Raw genomic sequence first — 20,409 nt, 5'->3', positions numbered from 1 at the left:
GGAGATCAGTGATGAGAAATATGATTGAGCCACTCCAAGCGTGGTGGACTTCAATAAGTCAGAGAGAGCAACGATTAGTGATTGGTTGCTCAATTCTATTGGTGGTCGGTGTTGTTTATTGGGGGCTTATCCAGCCACTCAGTCAGCGAGCTGAACTTGCGCAGAGCCGTATTCAAAGTGAGAAGCAACTTCTGGCTTGGGTAACCAATAAAGCCAATGAAGTGGTTGAGTTGCGAGGCAGTGGTGGCATAAGTGCCAGCCAGCCTTTAAACCAATCTGTGCCTGCTTCTATGCGCCGTTTTAACATCGAGCTGATACGCGTACAACCACGTGGTGAGATGCTGCAAGTGTGGATTAAGCCTGTGCCATTTAATAAGTTCGTTGACTGGCTAACATACCTGAAAGAAAAACAGGGTGTTGAGGTTGAGTTTATGGATATTGATCGCTCTGATAGCCCTGGGGTTATTGAGATCAACCGACTACAGTTTAAACGAGGTTAATGTGAAACGCGGTCTATCTTTCAAATATGGCCTGTTATTCAGCGTCATTTTTATCGTTTTTTTCTCAGTAAGCTTGTTGCTGCATTTGCCTGCCGCTTTTGCTCTCAAGCATGCGCCCGCTGTGCGTGGTTTAAGCATCGAAGGCGTTGAAGGCACCGTTTGGCAAGGTCGCGCTAACAATATTGCGTGGCAGCGTGTCAATTACGGCTCAGTGCAGTGGGACTTCCAGTTCTCTAAACTATTCCAAGCCAAAGCCGAGCTTGCGGTTCGCTTTGGTCGTAACAGCGACATGAATTTATCCGGTAAAGGTCGTGTTGGATATAGCATGAGCGGTGCTTATGCAGAAAACCTCGTGGCTTCAATGCCTGCTATGAACGTGATGAAATATGCGCCGGCTATCCCAGTCCCCGTTTCTATTGCAGGACAAGTTGAACTGACGATCAAACACGCAGTTCATGCTCAGCCTTGGTGTCAATCGGGCGAAGGTACGCTTGCTTGGTCTGGTGCAGCTGTCGACTCGCCAGTGGGTTCATTAGACCTCGGGCCCGTGATTGCGGATATTACCTGTGAAGACAACACCATTGCAGCTAAAGGCATCCAGAAGAGTGATCAAGTGGACAGTGAGTTCTCAGCGAGCGTAACGCCTAATCAAAGCTACACCTCGGCAGCATGGTTTAAACCGGGTGCTGAATTCCCATCAGCGATGCAGAGCCAGCTTAAGTGGTTGGGTAACCCTGACAGCCAAGGTAAATATCAGTTTACTTACCAAGGTCGTTTTTAGCTAAACAGCTAAGGGTCACTAAATTACGAGATATAAAAAACGGGCACCTCATTGAGGTGCCCGTTTTGTTTGAATATCCTATGGCTATAAAGACTGTTGGCTTTAGTCTTTGCCTTGTAAGATCTCTGCCCACGGTAAATCTGCATCACCGAGTACAATGAAGTTCGGGTTTTCTAGCGTTTCTCTTTCATTGTACGAAAGCGGCTCTAATTGAGTACTTAAGATACGTCCGCCAGCTTCTTCAACAATGCACTGCGTTGCGGCGGTATCCCACTCTCCGGTTGGTCCAAGGCGCAGATAACAATCCACAGCACCTTCTGCTACTAAACATGCCTTAAGCGCTGCTGAGCCTAGAGGAACCAAATCATAATTCCATGCTGAGCTCATACGACTAGTGATGCGATTGATGTCTTGGCGACGGCTGATCGCCATTGCAATAGACTGGTTTGGTAGTTCATGACGATGCGTTTTGATTTTAACACTGTCATTAAGGTCTGGAATTTTCCAAGCCCCTTTACCGCTGTATGCGTAATAGCTCACACCAGAAACCGGAGCATACACCACACCCATTACTGGCTTGTTATGTTCAATTAGGGCGATAATTGTCGCGAAATCACCACTTCTTGCGATGAACTCCTGCGTTCCATCTAATGGGTCAACCAACCAGTAGCGGTCCCACTGAGCGCGTTTTTCTAGGCTAATATCAGCGGCTTCTTCAGATAACACTGGAATATCAGGCGTGAGTTCACTGAGTTTTTTTGAGATTAGCTTGTGTGCTGCCAGATCGGCACTGGTGACAGGCGTGTCATCACTCTTGGTGAACTCTTCGTAATCTTTTTTCTCGTAGATCTCTAAGATGAGCTGCCCTGCAGAGCGAGCAACCTCAATGACAGAGGGTAGGAGGTGAGACAAATCTTTTGTTGTTGGCATAAATATTCTCTTACTCTTCGAGTGCGCTTATGGCTTTAGTTGTTATTTAGCGAGCGAAGGGTCAATAGTAGGGCGGTAATACTGCGAGCCTCACAGAAGTCGAGATGCGTTAATAGCTCTTCGGCTTGAGCAAGCGGCCAGCGCACAATGTCCAGTGGTTCAGGTTCATCACCTTCTAGCTTCTCTGGGTAGAGGTCTTCTGCGATAAACAGCGTCATTTTGCTAGAAAAATAAGAGGGAGCGAGGATCACTTCCTTGAGTGGAGTGAGTTTGTTAGCCCCAAAGCCAATCTCTTCTTTGAGTTCACGAACCGCGGCTTCGTTTGGCTGCTCACCAGGATCGATAAGTCCTTTCGGAAAGCCCAATTCATAGCGTTCTGTGCCCGCTGCGTACTCCCGTACCAACAGAATATCGCCTTGCTCAGTAATCGGAACCATCATTACTGCGTTGCGGCCGCTAGGCTTCATGCGTTCGTAAGTGCGCTCTTCACCGTTTGAAAAGCGTAAATCGAGAGACTCGATAGAGAATAGTTTTGATTGAGCGACAGTTTGCTGAGCCAAAATTTCTGGCTTGGTCCTTTTTGTCATTGCGCTCGCTCCTTAGCTCATTGGAATTCTTTCTTATAAAGTCATTCTAATATAGGGGAAATAGAGTTGAGTTCCTAGATCCGAGTTTTCATATCCGAAAATTATTGAAGCAGGAGTCGATTACGATCACTTGAATACCTTACTCAAGATGGTAACGAGGTGAGGTTTTTGATAATTAAGCTCATTAATACAAGAGCATAGGAAGCTAATATAGGGGCGTGTTTTCTTAGACCTAAAACAAAAAAGGTTGATGCTCACGCATCAACCTTTCAAATAACGACTAACACTAAATCAGTGATTAGTAGTAAGAGTGCTCACCACGATCGTGCTCAGTTGCATCACGAACAGCAGTCAGTTCACCTTCGAATTGTTGAAGAAGTTCTTTCTCGATGCCTTCTTTTAGAGTCACATCAACCATAGAACAACCGTTACAACCACCGCCGAATGCTACGATAGCAGCACCGTCTTCAGTGATTTCTACCAAGCTAACGTGACCACCGTGACCAGCAAGTTGTGGGTTAACTTGTGTTTGAATTGCGTATTCAACGCGTTCTAGAAGCGGTGCATCATCAGATACCTTACGCATTTTAGCATTTGGTGCTTTAAGCGTTAGTTGAGAGCCCATTTTGTCAGTCACGAAGTCAATCTCAGCTTCGTCTAGGAATGGTAGGCTTAACTCATCTACGTATGCAGAGAATGCTTCGAAAGAAAGTTTTGTATCAGACGCTTCGATAGCATCTGTTGGGCAGTAAGAAACACCACACTCAGCGTTTTGTGTGCCTGGATTTACCACGAACACACGAATGTTTGTACCTTCAGGCTGCTGTGACAGCAGATTGGCAAAGTGAGTTTGAGCTGTTTCTGTAATAGTAATATTTGACACGACGAATACCTGAGTAGATTTGTAGGTTATTAGCGCCATTCTACTCCTGTCAGATTTGTAATTCAGCCCTTTTTTGTTGGATTGCTGTACAAGTAGTGATTCACAGCTTTTATCCAGAGGGCTCAGGAGTGCGGCAGATGCAGTAAATATCAATCCTTTTAACGCCCACTTCAAGTAGTAATTGGCATAATTGATACACAGTACTGCCGGTGGTTACAACATCATCAATTATCGCGACGTGAGAGGGGATAGTTCCTTGAAAGTCTTGTTTTTGAAGCGCAAAAGCGCTCTTTAGATTGTGTAATCGTGCGGATTTAGTCAGCCCCTGCTGGGAAGCTGTTGAGCGAATTCGACGAAACAACACCTCATCTTTAACGCCAAGCTCTTGAGCCGTGTAATTGGCCAGTAGCTGACTTTGATTAAAGCCGCGATGGGTGTATCGGCGCCAATGCAGCGGTACGCTGGTGAGCAACGGAGCAGGTTGATCGATACGTGATGCCAATAGCTTAGACAGATCACGTGCAAACCAAAACTTATCAGCGTATTTCATTTGTTGGATATAGCCTGCTGTTGGGAAGGTGTAATCACCGACGCAATAGAGCCGATGCCAAAGCGGAGGATTAGCTAAGCACTCACCACATTGATCGACAGTGGTCAGTGTTTTTAAGCCACATCTTTGACAGCGTGGTACAGGTTCAAAGAGCTTGAGACAAGAATTGCACCATCGAGGATGTGCGTCTTCGGGAAGCTTATCGAGCTTACACAGGTGGCATTGAGGTGTGACCAGACGTGGTGTGTGTTTTTGTAGCCAATCGGATAACATAGCTTGCGATGCTTTTGGGTTATGGTGTTCCTTTTGCTAACCATACTGAAAAGCACGGATTATCGCTGACGGAAAAAGTAGGGAATATTGAGAATGAGTGACGCGTTATATTGGCATGTTTCTGGGCAAGGGCCTGATTTAGTACTGGTTCATGGCTGGGGAATGAACGGTGCGGTGTGGCAACAAACCGTTAATGCATTACAAGCTGATTTCCGAGTGCATGTTGTCGATTTACCAGGGTATGGACACAGCGCACACTGCCACGCTCAAGATCTTGAAGAGATTGCTCAGCAACTGTTGGCCGAAGCGCCTAAACAAGCGATCTGGGTGGGTTGGTCGCTCGGTGGTTTGGTCGCAACGCACATGGCTCTTCATCACTCAGATTACGTGAGCAAGCTTGTGACTGTCGCCAGTTCTCCTAAATTCGCTGCTGCTAAAGAGCCCGTATTATGGCGAGGTATTCAGCCAAACGTATTAAGCGCATTCACCGAACAGCTGGTGGAAGACTTCCAAACCACCATCGAACGCTTTATGGCATTGCAAGCCATGGGTAGCCCTTCAGCAAGACAAGATGTAAAACAGCTCAAGCAAGCGGTGCTGTCTCGCCCGTTGCCGAACCCTGAATCATTATTAGCAGGATTAAAGATGCTGTCGGACGTCGACCTGCGTGAACAATTGCCTGAGATTTCAGTGCCTATGTTGCGCTTGTATGGTCGATTAGATGGATTGGTGCCAATCAAGGTGGCCAAAGATTTGGGCAATGCTCTGCCTCATACTGAGCAATACATCTTCACGCAGTCTTCACATGCGCCGTTTATGACCGAAGCCGATGCCTTTTGCAGTGAACTGGTCAGCTTCGCCCAAAAATAATCGCTAAATTTATTGCCGGCTTGGTCGATATATAACCTAATACCAATCACAGTAAGTAAGTGTTCAAAAATAGTGTAGGAAAAAGGCTAGAGAACAAGGCAGAGCTTTTTGATAAGTAGTTATTCTACAATCAAAAGTTCTAACGCCGTTATCGAGCGTTTTAACAAGCTAGGTTGAGCAGTTATTTACCACGATTGGTATAACACCAATGTACAGCATGATACTCAGACCTAACTCTCTCCTGAGCTGATTGCGGTAAGTTGGGCTATGCCTGTTGTGCTGACTCACAGTACAACAGCGTTATAGCAATAACGATGGGCGATTCTTGAGGAGAGTTCGCGATGATTGTGTCACCTGCAACTGCAGTGAGTGTGCCACTAATCGCCCCGTCCGTTAATGTGCAAACAGAGCAAGTTGCGCGTGATAATAGAGTTCGAGAACCTGTCGCTCCCGCCGTAGCATTGGCGAAAACCAATGCAGAGCGAAAGGTAAAGTCGGACGATAAGCGAAGGCAGCAGTCGGCTTGGGATCCTTCAGACCATCCGGGTTATGAAATGGAGAACGAGTCAGAGGCCAATTCGATTAGCCAAGAAGAGCCACAAGATCCTTTTGATAGGCTGTTCAGCTTGTTGGCACTGAGAACTTACAGTGCTGACCAAGGAAAAGGCTATACCATGCGTTTTCGCCTGCCAAAGCATGTTTTAGATGCGGCGATTCAGGAGGGACAGATGGAGAAACGACGTAAGGTCATAAAATATCATTATGGTCATGCTGTTGCGCCTCATGCTCCATCAGAAATGCTGATTGTGTTGTAATTATACTCTTCATACTTGAAGCCGCAGCGTTGTTAACTGCGTAAGTTCACCCTAATTACATAGAACCCCTATGCTCATAGGGATGAACTTCATTCCTTTGTAAGGAAAAGGTTACCTAGCTGCAACCCCAATTATTTCGAGTATAAAATACGTAGAATACAGCTCAGCTTCGATGTCTTTTTTGAACACATAATAAAAACCTGCATACCCTAAGGGATGCAGGTTTTTTGTTTTAAGCACATCAGCTTTTTAGATGAGCTAATGGATTATTTTTTCGCTTTAGCAAAGGCTGCGGCAAAAGCACCGCCCATCGCCGCGTTTTGTTGCGGCTCCTCACGACGGCGTTGTCCACCTTGTGAATTCTGGTTCGGGCGGTTTTGCGTGCGAGGTGCACTTGAACGTTGAGCACGGTTATCTTGTCCCGGCTCGTCCTTCATACGCATGCTTAGCGCAATACGCTTACGCTGAACATCGACTTCCATTACCTTCACCTTGACGATGTCACCGGCTTTAACCACTTCACGGGGGTCAGAGACAAAGCGATCGGTGAGCGCTGAAATATGCACTAAGCCATCTTGGTGAACACCAATATCAACGAAGGCGCCAAAGTTAGCCACGTTCGATACCACGCCTTCTAGAATCATGCCCGGTTCTAAGTCTGAAACGCTGTTTACGCCATCAGCGAAGGTTGCTGTCTTAAATTCAGGGCGAGGGTCACGTCCCGGTTTATCCAGCTCCTTGATGATGTCGCTTACCGTTGGTACACCAAAGTTTTCATTGGTGTAATCAATGGCATGCAAGCCACGCAGGAAGTCTGTGTTACCCACCAGAGATTTGATGTCTTTGTGGTTTTTCTCAGCGATGCTTTTCACCACAGGGTAAGCTTCTGGGTGAACCGATGATGCATCGAGAGGGTTCTTGCCGTCCATAATTCGTAGGAAACCAGCACACTGTTCAAAGGCTTTTGGCCCCAAGCGAGCGACTTTCTTCAGCGTAGTACGCGCTTCAAAACGACCATTTTCATCACGGAAATCCACGATGTTCTGAGCGATGGTGCTAGAAAGGCCCGCTACGCGAGTAAGTAGTGCGGCAGACGCGGTATTCACATCAACACCTACGGCGTTTACACAGTCTTCGACAATCGCATCGAGGCGTTTAGCGAGCATAGTTTGGCTCACATCGTGTTGGTATTGGCCCACACCGATCGATTTAGGGTCAATCTTCACCAGCTCTGCCAATGGATCTTGCAGACGACGCGCGATAGACACTGCACCACGGATCGATACGTCCATGTTCGGGAACTCTTTTGCTGCTAACTCAGACGCAGAATAAACCGATGCGCCCGCTTCGCTAACAATGATCTTTTGTGCTTTTAGGTTGCCACGCTTAATCACATCAACCACGAAGCTGTCGGTTTCGCGGGAAGCTGTGCCGTTACCAATCGCAATCAGGTCAACGTTGAACTGATGAACCATCTGCTCAACCACGTGTGCTGACTTGTCGTATTGCTTTTGCGGTGGGTGAGGGTAAATAGTCTCTGTCGCTAGAACTTTACCTGTTGAGTCCACAACAGCGATTTTCGAACCGGTACGTAAACCTGGATCCAAGCCCAATGTTGCTCGAGGGCCAGCAGGCGCAGCCATTAGCAGGTCTTTAAGGTTGGTGGCGAATACTTCAATTGCTTCGATCTCTGCTCGTTCTTTCATCGCGCCCATCAATTCGGTTTCCATGTGCATAGAAACCTTGATGCGCCATGCCCAGCTAATCACTTGCTTACGCCAAGCATCTGCAGGAGCGCTGCTTAGGGTAATGCCGTAGTGATCAGAGATGATGTTCTCGCAGTATGAACCACGTACACCTTCTTCTTGCTCTGGGTCTGCGTTCATTGCCAGTGTTAGGAAGCCTTCATTTCGGCCACGCAGCATTGCAAGGGCACGGTGAGACGGTATTTTGCTAAGCGCTTCGTTGTGCTCGAAGTAGTCTTTGAACTTCTCACCTTCGTTCTCTTTGCCAGCCACAACACGAGCACCAAGCTCTGCATTGCGGTTCAGGTGTTGGCGAATCTTTTCAAGCAGGTTTGCGTCTTCCGCAATGCGCTCCATGATGATCGCGCGTGCGCCATCCAGTGCAGCCTTGGTATCGGCAATGCCTTTATCGCTGCTGATGAAGTTAGCTGCTTCCGTTTCCGGATCGTGCTGTGGTTCATTCCATAACGTATCGGCAAGTGGCTCTAAGCCTGCTTCAATCGCGATCTGACCTTTGGTACGGCGCTTTGGTTTGTATGGAAGGTATAAATCTTCTAGACGAGTCTTGCTGTCTGCTTGAGTGATATCACGCTCGAGTTCTGGCGTGAGTTTTCCTTGGTCTTGAATCGACTTAAGAATCGTTTGGCGACGATCGTCTAGCTCGCGAAGATAAGAAAGGCGGCTATCAAGGTTACGTAGTTGGGTATCGTCTAAGCCACCCGTAACTTCTTTACGGTAGCGGGCAATAAAGGGAACGGTGTTACCGTCGTCAATTAGGTTTACTGCGGCAGTGACTTGCTCAGAACGGACATTCAGTTCTTCAGCGATCAGTCGACAGATAGCTTGGCTCATCCGATGAATCTCTTATTTAATATCATGACAAATACATGGGGGTGAGCGTACGCTTTTTCTAGCTTTGGCTGTGTAATTATCCTGTCAGAAGTCGAATTTCCGTTTGTGATACCTGCTTTGTGCGAGATCTCTTACAAGTGATGTGAGACTAAGTCTCTTTAAATCGATGAAACTGTCTTGAAATCAACCTAAGTCACTGATTTTATTTGATTGTGTATTTTCGGGTGTATTTCCCACCTGAAATGTTTTTTGCGACTATCTAGGAAACTCGCTCAATTACCGTAATATTTAACTTGTCGACAGGGAGTTGGCAGGAACAGGAAAAAGCCTAATGGACTAGGTATCTTCAGGATGAAGATTTGATTACTTAGGATGAGTAGTCAGCAAGGAAGTAACAATCTCTGGATGAGATTCGCCAGTCAGGATGACAGGCTAGAATGGACACCGCTAGGATGGCGATGAACAAAAAGGAAATTGGTTAAAGGATTTAGCCACTATCAAGGAAAGATGCAGGGAGCACCTTATCTCGAAGAGATAAACAGTAGCCGGATTGCTGCGATAGAGACTTAACCCCGTCAGGCGAAAGCCTAGCGGGGTTTTCTTTTATCTGGAGTTTGAGTTTGCTTGAACACTCAGCTCATCGCTAAGTGTATATTAGGTTTGGTTATTCATTGTCTGCGTAGCGAATCGAGTTAATGAACCACTCTTTGTCGCCTTCCGGTGTTTTTACCGTAAACTCATCATCCACTTCTTTCTTGAGCAGAGCGCGTGCCATTGGTGAGTCGATAGAGATATAGCCTTTAGTATCGCCGTAGATCTCTTCAGGGCCGACAATTCGAAACTTCTTAATTTCCCCATCATCATTCTCAATTTCGACCCAAGCCCCGAAAAAGACCTTACCTTCTTGTTGTGGCGAGTAATCAACGATCGTGACATCAGGTAGGAACTTTCTTAAGAAACGCACTCGGCGATCAATCTGACGTAGCAAACGCTTATTGAAGGTGTAATCTGCGTTTTCTGAACGATCTCCAAGGCTTGCAGCCCAAGTGACTATCTTAGTGATCTCTGGACGCTTCTCGTGCCATAAGTGGTCATGTTCTGCTTTAAGCTTGTTATAACCTTCTCGAGTTATAAGTTTGGTTTTCATAAATCTGACTTAATGAAATGATGATCTAAGATAGAATATATAGAAAGGCAACATACGTTAACAATTATTTAGGCGACTTTTTCTCCAATAATGTTACATTTTTAATGTCTTATACCAATACACATTTACCAAGAATGCTTAACCTTAGGTTTAAGCTTTAATAGGTGGAACCATTACATGCAAGAAAACTACAAAATTTTAGTGGTCGATGACGATGCTCGTTTACGTGCACTGTTAGAGCGCTATCTGTCAGAGCAGGGCTTTCAAGTGCGTAGCGTGGCAAACAGTGAGCAGATGGACCGCCTGTTAACCCGTGAAAACTTTCACTTGATGGTATTGGACTTAATGTTGCCGGGCGAAGATGGTCTTTCGATCTGTCGTCGTCTAAGAAACGCAAACAACTCGCTACCTATCCTGATGCTGACTGCAAAGGGTGACGAAGTGGATCGTATTGTGGGTTTGGAAGTGGGTGCCGATGATTACCTGCCAAAACCATTTAACCCGCGTGAACTGCTTGCTCGCATTAAAGCGGTACTGCGCCGCCAAGTGATTGAAGCACCGGGCGCACCAAGCACAGAAGAGTCTGTGGTTGAGTTTGGTGAGTTCCGTTTGAACTTAGGTACGCGTGAAATGTTCCGCGGTGAAGAGCCTATGCCGCTTACTTCGGGTGAATTTGCGGTACTTAAGTCGCTAGTCACTAACGCGCGTGAGCCAATGTCTCGCGATAAGCTGATGAACATGGCGCGTGGTCGTGAGTATTCAGCAATGGAACGTTCTATCGATGTTCAGATTTCACGTCTGCGTCGTCTTGTTGAAGAAGATCCAAGCAAACCCCGTTATATCCAAACGGTGTGGGGCTTGGGTTATGTATTCGTTCCAGATGGCAAAGCTGTGTAATCTAGCTTTATAAGCTCAAAAGCCGCTTTATCGATTCTGTGAATCAGAATTCTTTATTTACGGGTCATCTCATTAATATGTGATGACCCGTTTTGTATTCAGCACAATGGTTTACAGCTATAGTTCCCACTATATCCCTTTATCATCCCTCACTTTAGGTCTCCTATGCGCATACGTAGCTCCTTTACTCAGTCGATAGTGCTCTTCTTAACCCTGTTGGTTGCTAGCCAAATCTTTTCATATTACGCCGTGTTTAACTACGCATTGATGCCGAGCTTGCAGCAGTTTAATAAGATTTTGGCTCACGAGTTAAACCTGGTATTGGATCAAGGCAGTAGTGATATCGAGATTGACGCACCATTGCGTCAGCGTGTGCTTGAGCAACTCGGAGTGACGGTTCACGCCAAGGATAGCGAGGCTGCGGGTGAGTATTATCATGCTGTCGCAATTGACCTGATGAGTGAGGAGATGACCAAAGAGCTGGGCTCTGAAACCGAAGTGCGATTGATTCTAGGTAAAGAGAGTTATGTGCTGTGGATGGACATTGCTCAGCTGCCTAACTCTTTGATTCGTATACCACTCTCTGAGTTGCAAGAAGAAGATTTTGCACCACTATTTCGTAACAGCTTGATCATGGCGATGTTGATCGTCGCAGGTGGTTGGCTGTTTATCCGATTGCAAAACCGCCCGCTCATTGCGCTAGAGAAAGCCGCACAAGGTGTTGGGCGCGGTGACATTCCACCGCCATTACCAGTGCAAGGTGCGCAAGAAATTCGTTCGGTAACTCGTGCATTCAATCAGATGTCGAAAGGCATACAAGAACTGGAAGAAGATAGGGCTCTCTTGATGGCCGGTATCAGTCATGATTTGCGTACTCCGTTAACGCGTATTCGCTTAGCGACTGAGATGATGTCCCCAGAGGATGCCTACTTAGCCGAAGGGATCATCAGTGATACTGAAGAGTGTAACGAGATCATCAGTCAGTTCATGGATTACTTAAAGCCAGTCGATCGTGATTCATTCCAAGCGGTGTTTGTCGATGATATTGCACGCGAAGTATCGAGCTCTGAGGGTGGCTACGAGGTTCAGATTGAAACCGATATTCCAGAAACCATGAAACCTGCGTTGGGCAACCCGATCGCGATGAAGCGTGCAGTGAGTAACTTGGTGGTGAACGCGCTGCGCTATGGTAATGGTTGGGTCAAGGTATCGACCGGTATGACTGCAGATAATAAGTTGGCTTGGGTGACGGTAGAAGATAATGGTCCGGGCATCCCACAAGACCAAGTCGGTAAGTTGTTTGAACCGTTCACTCGCGGTGATACGGCTCGAGGCAGTGAGGGTACGGGCTTAGGCTTGGCAATTGTGAAGCGCATTGTCAGCCAACATCAAGGTGCGGTAGTGGTGAATAACCGTAGTGAAGGTGGCTTGAAGGCTCAGATCAGTTTCCCAGTGAAGCCTTAGGTTTTATTGAGTGGTTGGGGGCTGAACATAGATCCCCGACTCGGCCATTCTTCCCTCTCGAGGATGACGCATTGCTAACCATGGACTTTGACGATGACAGTTTACTTTGATCGTCATTCTCTATCGTGAGGAACGAGCGAATAGGGAATCTCGTTCTTGATTGATGGAAGTAACACACACGAAAAAGGCTTCCTTGAGGGAAGCCTTTTGCGTTTTGGATTACGTTAGTTTTGCTAGTTACGCCTTAGAATAAACATCACGCTCACCCAACCAGCGATTGATGATCGCCTTAGCATTGTCTGGGTAGCTATCGTGAATATGACGTGCGATACGCTGTACTTCAGGGATTAAACGTTGGTCTCGTACCAAGTCAGCAATCTTAAAATCGGCTAGGCCAGTTTGCTTAGTACCAAGTAGCTCGCCGGGGCCACGGATCTCTAAGTCTCGTTGAGCAATCACAAAGCCATCGTTACTTTCACGCAGTACACCTAAACGTTTCTGAGCGGTTTTAGATAGCGGCGAGTGATACAGCAGTACACAATGACTTGCGACCGAACCACGACCAACACGGCCACGTAATTGGTGCAGTTGTGCTAGACCAAGACGTTCTGGGTTCTCGATGATCATTAAGCTCGAGTTAGGTACATCCACACCCACTTCAATCACCGTAGTCGCAACCAATAGGTGCAGTTTGTTCTCTTTGAATTCTTGCATCACCGCTTGTTTCTCGGCGGGTTTCATTCGGCCGTGTACCAGACCAATTTTCACATCTGGCAATTTACGTTGCAGCTCTTCTGCGGTATCAGCAGCGGCTTGCGCTTCCAATACTTCGGATTCATCAATCAGCGTACATACCCAGTAGGCCTGTTTTCCTTCATTAAGACACGCATTACGCACCCGCTCAACGATATCATCCCGTTTGGTATCAGGAATCGCCACGGTTTGAATCGGTGTACGACCCGGTGGCAGTTCATCGATAATCGAGGTTTCGAGATCGGCATAGGCCGTCATGGCGAGCGTTCGTGGAATTGGTGTTGCTGTCATCACTAGCTGGTGCGGGTAATAGCCTTGTTTTGCCCCTTTTTCACGTAGCTCTAAACGCTGATGGACACCAAATCGGTGCTGCTCATCGATGATCACTAAGCCAAGGTTTTTGAACTCGACATGTTCTTGGAACAAGGCATGAGTACCGACCACCATTTGCGCTTCGCCGCTAGCAATGCGTGCCAGTTCGGTTTCACGGGCTTTGCCTTTGAGTTTACCTGCCAGCCAACCGACTTGAATGTCCATTGCTTCAAACCAGTTAGTAAAATTAATCGCGTGCTGCTCGGCTAATAGTTCTGTTGGTGCCATCAAGGCGACTTGTTGGCCATGTTCCAGTGCGCGAACCGCCGCTAGTGCAGCAACCAAGGTTTTACCTGAACCTACATCCCCTTGCACTAAACGCATCATAGGGTGCGGCTTTTCCAAGTCAGCTTCGATCTCCTTGGTCACTCGTGCTTGCGCATTGGTCGGAGAAAAAGGCAGCTGAGCCAACAGCTTATCTTTGAGGGTGTTCGCTGGAGGAAAAGGCATCGCCTTGTCTTGCTGTCCTTTGCTACGAACAGACAGCATCGACAGGTTTTGAGCCAGTAGCTCTTCCATAATCAGACGCAGTTGAGCAGGGTGTTTACCTTCATCAAACAGCTCTAGGTCAATGCCTGGAGGAGGCCTGTGAATGGTATGCAGTGCTTGTGCTAGAGTAATTTGGTGGTCGTACAAGCCAGACGGTAGCAGCTCATTGACGGCAGCTTTGTCGATTAGCTCTAGAGCTTGGTCAGTGAGGTTGCGCAGTGTGACTTGTCTTAGCCCTTCAGTGGTTGGGTACACCGGGGTCAGGTTAGCTTCAACATCTGGCTGCTGCCTTGGGGCAAAGAACTTGTAGTCAGGGTGGACGATCTCAAGTCCCATATTACCGCGTTTGATCTCGCCGTAGGCGTGCACTTGTTTGCCTTCAGCAAAGTTATTCTTCATTCCTGCAGTAAAGTTGAAAAAGCGCAGCGTAATCGTACCGTTACCATCGCTGATCTTTACTGCGAGCATCTTACGTTTACCGAAAATGGTATCGACGTGCATTACTTTGCCCTGTACAGCAGCCCAAAGGCCGGCGTGTAACTTTACGATTGGATAGATACGTGTCCGATCTTCGTAGCGCAAAGGAAGGTGAAATAGCAGGTCTTGTACGTTGTTAAGCCCAACCTTTTCCAGTTTCTCTGCGACTTTAGCGCCGACTCCAGATAAAGAGTTGAGAGGGATAGCAGATAAAAGCTGTGACATAACAAGGCTCATAAACGTAAGAGGGATAATCTATTCAAGCATTTTACTGGATTTTTGTACAGGATAAAGCTTAGAAGCAGATGCGGGATACGAGTAAACGAGATGCGAAGGGATGAAGAGCAGATGCGGGATGCGAGTAAACGAGATGCGAAGGGATGAAGAGCAGATGCGGGATGAGAGTAAACGAGATTCGAAAAGATTAAGAGCAGATATTGGGTGTGAGTGAACGGGATATGGAAAGATTAAAGCAATACATAAAATTAAAGCAGACTCAAAATACGAAAGGTTGAGTGGTGAAAAGCTTTTGCTCTTCGCATCTCGAGACTTGTATCTCTCATCTGCCTTATCGCTTTATCTATCGATATTCAAAAAACTAAATCAGATGTGTAGCCAAGATGGTGAGTCACGAAGTCTTTTGCTCTTCGCATCCCGCCATCTCGAATCCCTCATCTTTATTTTTATCAGTTCTTACGACGTCTTACTTTCAGCGCGTGTGGCATCACACGTAGCTTCTTCATAATGCTCGCAAGGTGAACACGATCTTTGGTGGTCAGCAAGATTGTCACTGTGTACAAGCGTCCATCACGTTCTTCGGTTGAAATACCGTGAATGTTAGAGCCTGTTTTCGAGATAACATTGGTTAGCTCAGCCAGTGCACCTTGATGGTTCTGCAGATCAACCTGAAGCTCAGCAGTGAACTCTTGGTTGTAATCGTCAGACCATTCAACCGCCATGTATTTATCTGGTTCTTTCTGGTAACCACGAACGTTTGGACACGTTTCGCGGTGAACCACAAGGCCACGACCTGGAGATACATGAGCAATGATGTGATCGTCTGGAATCGGGTGACAACAGTTAGCGAACGTCAGTAGCAGGCCTTCAGCACCACGAATAGGCAGTTTCTTCCTAGGCGCATCGCTGTTGTTTTTCACTTCCGTCAGTTCGTCAGCATCACCCAGTAGACGACGAGCAATAACGATACTCATCAGCTCACCAAGACCAATCGATGCGAGCAAGTCTTCAACGCTTTCTAGGCGCAAGTCAGACAATACATGTTCGAGATTCTCTTGGCCGATATCGGTAATAGAGTGCTCGCCAAGTGCGTGGTTCAGTAGACGACGACCAAGGGTAATCGACTCTTCACGACGCATGGTTTTCAGAACCTGACGGATCTTAGTACGTGCACGTGATGTCACCACGTAGTTGAGCCATGCTGCATTTGGACGTGCGCCCGGAGCACTGATGATCTCAATGGTTTGGCCATTCTTCAGCGATTTGCTGAGTGGGTAAGGGTTCATGTCTACACGAGCACCTACACACATGTTGCCGACGTCGGTATGCACCGCGTAAGCAAAATCGACCGCTGTTGCACCTGCCGGAAGTTCGACAATGCGACCTTTCGGCGTGAATACGAAGATCTCATCTGGGAACAGATCAGATTTAACGTTTTCAATGAATTCGAATGAGTTACCTGCGCTTTGTTGTAGCTCAAGTAAGCTCTGCATCCAACGTTGTGCTTTAACCTGTGCGGTTGTCCCGTTACTGCTGCGCGAGCCATTACCTTTGTAAGACCAGTGCGCCGCGACACCTTTATCTGCCATTTGCTCCATATCTTCAGTACGGATCTGGACCTCAACTGGCACCCCGTGAGGGCCGATCATTGACGTGTGCAGAGATTGGTAGCCGTTGGCTTTTGGTACCGCAATATAGTCTTTCATGCGGCCAGGACGAGGCTTGTACAGGCTGTGAGCCTGACCAAGTACGCGATAACAAGTATCTGGGGTATCAACCACTACGCGGAAAGCGTAGATGTCCATAATGGTGTGGAAGCGCTGCTCTTTGGTTTTCATCTTGTTATAGATGGAGAACAGATTCTTCTCACGACCAAGTACGCGAGCAGGCAAACCGACTTCTTCAAGGCGGCCTTCGATTTCGCTATGGATACGTTGGATCATCTCCTTACGGTTACCACGCGCAGCTTTCACTACGTTTTTAAGTACGCGATAACGGTTCGGATAAAGGGCTTCGAAGCCTAATTCTTCTAGTTCGGTCTTGATGTTATGAATACCAAGACGGTGAGCTAGCGGAGAATAAATCTCGAGGGTTTCACGAGCAATACGACGCTTTTTGTCAGGACGAAGTGCCCCAAGCGTGCGCATGTTGTGAGTACGGTCAGCTAATTTGATCAAGATAACGCGGATGTCTTGCACCATCGCGAGAACCATCTTGCGGAAGTTCTCTGCTTGCGCTTCTTTGCGATCACGAAATTTAAGCTTATCCAGCTTAGATACACCATCAACCAGTTCAGCAACAGTATTGCCAAATTGAGCTTCTAACTCCTCTTTTGTAACTTCAGTATCTTCAATTACATCATGGAGTAGGGCTGCTTGCAGAGTTTCGATATCCAGACGCATTTCTGCCAGGATTCTTGAAACAGCAACAGGGTGGATTATGTATGGTTCACCCGTTGAACGGGTTTGCCCTTCATGGGCGTTTCTCGCTACCACATAAGATTGACGCAGAGCCTCAATTTGAGGCTCTGTTAGGTATTCTTGGGCAACGTCTTTGAGGCTATCGAATAGATACAAATTAAAGGCCCGGAAGGTTAATTAGTTCGAATGACGTTCTTATCGAGTGTGAGCGATGCTGCTTACTGCTGCAAGTTCAGCCGCTTCTTGCTCTTGTTGCTCTTGACGCTCACGAGCATCTAGTACGTCTTTAGTGATAAGACCTTCTTCGATTTCGCGAAGAGCGATAACCGTTGGCTTATCGTTTTCTTCAGGCACTAGTGAATCTTTACCGCCAGTTTGCATTTGACGTGCGCGGCGAGCCGCAATAAGAACTAGGTCGAAACGGTTGCCAACTTTTTCAACAGCGTCTTGAACAGTTACGCGTGCCATGAGGACTCCAAATAGTAATTAACTAATAAATTTTTGATGACGAGAAAGTATACAAGTTTAACTAGAGACTTTCTAGATCACCGTATACTTATCTCAATGGAAAATCCAGTTATACCAATCACAGTAAATAAGTGCTCAGAGATAGCGCCGGAAAAAAGTTTGAGAACAAGGCAGAATTTTTCGATAAGTAGTGACCCTACAATCAAAAATTCTAACGACGTTATCAGGCTTTTTCACAAGCTAGAATGACCAGTTGTTTACTACGATTGGTATCAGAGATTATTCCGCCAGTAGTGCTGTAAGCATGCCGCTGTATTTAGCTGCTTGCTTATCTTCTTTCAAACGCTCCGCACGAATGATTGCTCTGAAGTCCATTAGGGCTGCATCAAAGTCATCATTCACGATCACATAATCGTATTCTGCATAGTGAGAAATCTCTGATTTTGCTTCGCTCATGCGTTTCGCAATAACTTCGTCGCTATCTTGACCGCGAACATTCAAACGACGCTCTAGCTCACCATTTGATGGTGGAAGAATGAATACACTCTTCGCTTGAGGCATTTGTTCACGGATCTGACGAGCACCTTGCCAGTCGATATCTAGGAACACATCGATACCGCGGTCTAGGTTTTCTTCAATCCAAACGCGTGAAGTACCGTAGTAGTTGCCGAACACTTCAGCGTACTCTAGGAACTCACCTTTACCAATAAGGTCTTCGAAGTGATGCTTTTCTACAAAGTGGTAGTGAACACCATTCTCTTCACCAGGGCGCATACCGCGAGTGGTGTGTGAAACAGATACCTTCATTGCGTAGGTTGGATTGGTTTCTAGCATTGCTGAGATCAAGCTCGACTTACCTGCGCCACTAGGTGCAGATACGATGTAAAGAGTACCTTTGCCCATCTGTATATTTCCACTGTTGGTTGGATTGAGTGAAGGCAATAAACCTACACTATAAAAGATAGCACTGACTCTAATTGTTGTTCCGTTGGTTACGTCTATAAAGAGATAACGAGTAAAACTAATAGAAGCAACTGGTGAAAATTAGGTCAGAAAAATGGAGGCGAAGAGTAGCATATTTAGATGATTGAGAACAACTGGCTTGATCGTTATTTATTGGCGAATGATCTTCATGAGGATCTTTGTAGAAATGTAATGACTGGTCATCGGTACTTTTTTATGTGATCTGGACAAAATTTGTTGAAGTTTTAATCTCAATCCTTACAATCCGCGCAAACGATTAAATGCTGTATATGTCTAGTGATATGGACTAGATGTTTCTACTACCGAGCCTACCTTGGTGACTACAGTTTTTAGTGTAGAGACTTCTCTATTCTCACAGCATTTGAATCACCAAATTCTTAATTTATTGCATAGGTTTTGTTGTGAGTACCGATTCCACCCTAAAAGCCCAGAACTCTTCTGGCTCACTTGATTCGTTGTTTAAAATCACTGAAAGAAAAACCACGATTGGCACTGAGCTGTACGCGGGTTTCATTACTTTCTTGGCGATGAGTTATATTCTGGCGGTCAACCCAGCGATTTTGGGTGGTATTCCTGGCATGGATAAAGGCGCCGTGTTTACTGCAACAGCACTTGCTGCGGCTATTTCGACCCTAATCATGGGTATTTGGGGCAATTATCCAGTGATGCTTGCGCCGGGCATGAGCATGAACGGCTTCTTCAAAGGCTTGCTGTTAAGTGGTTCAGTCGCGGTACTTTGGAATGAGGCGCTGTTCGGCATCTTCCTGTCAGGTATCCTGTACCTCGCGTTCTCGTTAACCAATATTCGTAAATCGATGATTGAGTCGATTCCTGAAGATTTGAAGTTGGCGATTACCGTTTCTCTCGGGCTGTTCATTGCTTTCTTAGGTCTTAAGAATGCGGGCATCATCGTTTCTAACCCATTCGTATTGGTTGGCTTAGGTGATATTTCCGATCCAAAAGTGATCATCGCTTACGTGAGTATCTTCATCGCACTGGGTTGTATGGTTCGAGATATCAAGCTAGCGACGTTTATCTCGTTCGTTTCAGCTATCGTGTTGACGATTCTTGCTGACGTCTTCATGGGCACTTCAAACGCACCAATCCCAGAACAGTTAGTAGCTATGCCACCAAGCATGGCTGGTAGCTTCGGCGCTATCTTTGATTTCTCAGCTTTCACGCCTGAGAAAATGTTCGACCTATTGTTCATCGTGCTTATCTTCTTGATTGTCGATTTCTTTGATGGTTTGAGTACGATTGTTGGTGTTGGACGCGATGCGGGCATCATCGATAAAGATGGTAAGGTGCCAAACGCGAAATCGGCTCTAGTGGCAGATGCGGGCGGTACTGTGATTGGCTCTATTCTTGGTACCACATCGATTACCGCGTTCTCTGAGTCTGGCATTGCTTCTTCTCAAGGTGCGAAAACGGGCTTGGCAGCAGTGATGGTGGCTGGTCTGTTCTTAATATCACTGTTCCTATACCCAATCTTCTCTATCTTCTCGGCAGCTATGGTTGCACCGGCGATGGTAGTAGTGGGCATCTACATGGTAGGTCGCCTTGGTCAGATTAACTGGGAGAAGAAAGAGTCACGTATTGCGGCCTTCTTCACCATCATGTTCACAGTGCTAAGCTTCTCTCCAGCGAACGGTATGGCGATGGGCTTTATCAGCTACGCATTCACAATGGTTGTGGCAGGTAAGCGTAAAGAAGTGCACCCGCTTATCTACGGACTGTGTGTGGTGTTCTTAACTTACCTGATTCTGCTGTAAGGTTAATTAGTCACTAGAAGTCGCTAAGTAAAAGACAAACAGATGGCTCTGCAGTGAATGTGGGGCCATTTTTGTATTTGCCGTCTCTAGACGTGTAACTGGTGGCGTTATCTTAAACTTGACAGTACGCGACTTATATTGAT

The 20,409-nt window shown here is 46.6% G+C and carries 17 protein-coding genes and 1 riboswitch; of the genes, 7 read left to right on the top strand and 10 right to left on the bottom strand.

Going from position 1 to position 20,409, the window contains the following annotated elements; all coding sequences use genetic code 11:
- Window positions 1–11 precede the first annotated feature (11 nt).
- The gene (locus CWO27_RS12055; RefSeq protein ID WP_048661305.1) at window positions 12–500 is read left to right on the top strand and encodes a type II secretion system protein M; all 489 of its coding nucleotides are present in this window, start codon (window positions 12–14) and stop codon (window positions 498–500) included.
- 1 nt (window position 501) lies between these two features.
- Entirely contained in the window at window positions 502–1,281 is a 780-nt protein-coding gene (locus CWO27_RS12050) for a type II secretion system protein N (RefSeq protein WP_102432197.1), read from the top strand.
- A 102-nt stretch (window positions 1,282–1,383) separates the two neighbouring features.
- Here the strand turns inward: CWO27_RS12050 and cysQ are convergent, their stop codons facing one another.
- The 4 genes from cysQ to CWO27_RS23590 all read right to left on the bottom strand — a co-directional run bounded on the left by cysQ (window position 1,384) and on the right by CWO27_RS23590 (window position 4,504).
- Window positions 1,384–2,211 carry a 3'(2'),5'-bisphosphate nucleotidase CysQ gene (gene cysQ, locus CWO27_RS12045; protein ID WP_048663063.1) on the bottom strand — a complete coding sequence of 276 codons (828 nt, stop codon included), beginning with the start codon at window positions 2,209–2,211 and terminating at the stop codon, window positions 1,384–1,386.
- A 35-nt stretch (window positions 2,212–2,246) separates the two neighbouring features.
- On the bottom strand, window positions 2,247–2,798 hold the full coding sequence (gene nudE, locus CWO27_RS12040) for an ADP compounds hydrolase NudE (RefSeq protein ID WP_102432196.1): 552 nt from the start codon (window positions 2,796–2,798) through the stop codon (window positions 2,247–2,249).
- A 298-nt stretch (window positions 2,799–3,096) separates the two neighbouring features.
- Window positions 3,097–3,681 (bottom strand): Fe-S biogenesis protein NfuA, encoded by a 585-nt coding sequence (nfuA, locus tag CWO27_RS12035; RefSeq protein ID WP_048661415.1) that lies wholly within the window; start codon window positions 3,679–3,681, stop codon window positions 3,097–3,099.
- Between the two features lie 109 nt (window positions 3,682–3,790).
- The gene (locus CWO27_RS23590) at window positions 3,791–4,504 is read right to left on the bottom strand and encodes a ComF family protein (protein WP_170960807.1); all 714 of its coding nucleotides are present in this window, start codon (window positions 4,502–4,504) and stop codon (window positions 3,791–3,793) included.
- A gap of 93 nt (window positions 4,505–4,597) precedes the next feature.
- Here CWO27_RS23590 and bioH point away from each other — a divergent pair, with 93 nt between their 5' ends.
- On the top strand, window positions 4,598–5,374 hold the full coding sequence (bioH, locus tag CWO27_RS12025; protein ID WP_048663065.1) for a pimeloyl-ACP methyl ester esterase BioH: 777 nt from the start codon (window positions 4,598–4,600) through the stop codon (window positions 5,372–5,374).
- A gap of 341 nt (window positions 5,375–5,715) precedes the next feature.
- Window positions 5,716–6,189, top strand: a complete 474-nt coding sequence (locus CWO27_RS12020) for a hypothetical protein (protein WP_048661309.1) — start codon at window positions 5,716–5,718, stop codon at window positions 6,187–6,189.
- Window positions 6,190–6,455: 266 nt separating this feature from the next.
- Here the strand turns inward: CWO27_RS12020 and CWO27_RS12015 are convergent, their stop codons facing one another.
- Window positions 6,456–8,786: a Tex family protein gene (locus CWO27_RS12015; protein ID WP_107899022.1), complete on the bottom strand. Its 2,331-nt coding sequence runs from the start codon at window positions 8,784–8,786 to the stop codon at window positions 6,456–6,458.
- Between the two features lie 664 nt (window positions 8,787–9,450).
- The gene (gene greB / locus CWO27_RS12010; protein ID WP_107899021.1) at window positions 9,451–9,933 is read right to left on the bottom strand and encodes a transcription elongation factor GreB; all 483 of its coding nucleotides are present in this window, start codon (window positions 9,931–9,933) and stop codon (window positions 9,451–9,453) included.
- Window positions 9,934–10,110: 177 nt separating this feature from the next.
- Here greB and ompR point away from each other — a divergent pair, with 177 nt between their 5' ends.
- Both ompR and envZ read left to right on the top strand, forming a co-directional pair.
- Complete coding sequence (gene ompR / locus CWO27_RS12005) at window positions 10,111–10,830, top strand: osmolarity response regulator transcription factor OmpR (RefSeq protein ID WP_008218409.1); 720 nt, start codon at window positions 10,111–10,113, stop codon at window positions 10,828–10,830.
- 165 nt (window positions 10,831–10,995) lie between these two features.
- A complete protein-coding gene (envZ, locus tag CWO27_RS12000) occupies window positions 10,996–12,294 on the top strand; it encodes a two-component system sensor histidine kinase EnvZ (protein ID WP_102432194.1) in 1,299 nt (432 codons plus the stop codon).
- Window positions 12,295–12,531: 237 nt separating this feature from the next.
- Here the strand turns inward: envZ and recG are convergent, their stop codons facing one another.
- The 4 genes from recG to gmk all read right to left on the bottom strand — a co-directional run bounded on the left by recG (window position 12,532) and on the right by gmk (window position 18,413).
- Window positions 12,532–14,610, bottom strand: a complete 2,079-nt coding sequence (recG, locus tag CWO27_RS11995) for an ATP-dependent DNA helicase RecG (RefSeq protein WP_107899020.1) — start codon at window positions 14,608–14,610, stop codon at window positions 12,532–12,534.
- Between the two features lie 461 nt (window positions 14,611–15,071).
- Entirely contained in the window at window positions 15,072–17,198 is a 2,127-nt protein-coding gene (gene spoT, locus CWO27_RS11990) for a bifunctional GTP diphosphokinase/guanosine-3',5'-bis pyrophosphate 3'-pyrophosphohydrolase (protein ID WP_048661313.1), read from the bottom strand.
- Window positions 17,199–17,237: 39 nt separating this feature from the next.
- Window positions 17,238–17,510: a DNA-directed RNA polymerase subunit omega gene (gene rpoZ / locus CWO27_RS11985; RefSeq protein WP_009848003.1), complete on the bottom strand. Its 273-nt coding sequence runs from the start codon at window positions 17,508–17,510 to the stop codon at window positions 17,238–17,240.
- A 279-nt stretch (window positions 17,511–17,789) separates the two neighbouring features.
- Window positions 17,790–18,413, bottom strand: a complete 624-nt coding sequence (gene gmk / locus CWO27_RS11980) for a guanylate kinase (protein WP_048661314.1) — start codon at window positions 18,411–18,413, stop codon at window positions 17,790–17,792.
- A gap of 324 nt (window positions 18,414–18,737) precedes the next feature.
- Window positions 18,738–18,837, top strand: a riboswitch (purine riboswitch).
- 58 nt (window positions 18,838–18,895) lie between these two features.
- Here gmk and CWO27_RS11975 point away from each other — a divergent pair.
- Window positions 18,896–20,266, top strand: a complete 1,371-nt coding sequence (locus CWO27_RS11975) for an NCS2 family permease (protein ID WP_060983211.1) — start codon at window positions 18,896–18,898, stop codon at window positions 20,264–20,266.
- Window positions 20,267–20,409: the final 143 nt, after the last annotated feature.

Origin of the sequence: Vibrio sp. 10N.286.51.C3, assembly GCF_003050065.1 — a bacterium.
In the GTDB taxonomy this organism is placed as follows: Bacteria; Pseudomonadota; Gammaproteobacteria; order Enterobacterales; family Vibrionaceae; genus Vibrio; species Vibrio crassostreae.
This window is presented reverse-complemented; position numbering and strand designations above follow the sequence as displayed.

Coding starts and splice junctions, on each gene's coding strand:
- gmk (WP_048661314.1), bottom strand. CDS start 18,413: ATGGGCAAAGGTACTCTTTACATCGTATCTGCACCTAGTGGCGCAGGT.
- nudE (WP_102432196.1), bottom strand. CDS start 2,798: ATGACAAAAAGGACCAAGCCAGAAATTTTGGCTCAGCAAACTGTCGCT.
- bioH (WP_048663065.1), top strand. CDS start 4,598: ATGAGTGACGCGTTATATTGGCATGTTTCTGGGCAAGGGCCTGATTTA.
- envZ (WP_102432194.1), top strand. CDS start 10,996: ATGCGCATACGTAGCTCCTTTACTCAGTCGATAGTGCTCTTCTTAACC.
- CWO27_RS12055 (WP_048661305.1), top strand. CDS start 12: ATGAGAAATATGATTGAGCCACTCCAAGCGTGGTGGACTTCAATAAGT.
- CWO27_RS23590 (WP_170960807.1), bottom strand. CDS start 4,504: ATGTTATCCGATTGGCTACAAAAACACACACCACGTCTGGTCACACCT.
- CWO27_RS12015 (WP_107899022.1), bottom strand. CDS start 8,786: ATGAGCCAAGCTATCTGTCGACTGATCGCTGAAGAACTGAATGTCCGT.
- CWO27_RS12020 (WP_048661309.1), top strand. CDS start 5,716: ATGATTGTGTCACCTGCAACTGCAGTGAGTGTGCCACTAATCGCCCCG.
- ompR (WP_008218409.1), top strand. CDS start 10,111: ATGCAAGAAAACTACAAAATTTTAGTGGTCGATGACGATGCTCGTTTA.
- cysQ (WP_048663063.1), bottom strand. CDS start 2,211: ATGCCAACAACAAAAGATTTGTCTCACCTCCTACCCTCTGTCATTGAG.
- recG (WP_107899020.1), bottom strand. CDS start 14,610: ATGTCACAGCTTTTATCTGCTATCCCTCTCAACTCTTTATCTGGAGTC.
- greB (WP_107899021.1), bottom strand. CDS start 9,933: ATGAAAACCAAACTTATAACTCGAGAAGGTTATAACAAGCTTAAAGCA.
- rpoZ (WP_009848003.1), bottom strand. CDS start 17,510: ATGGCACGCGTAACTGTTCAAGACGCTGTTGAAAAAGTTGGCAACCGT.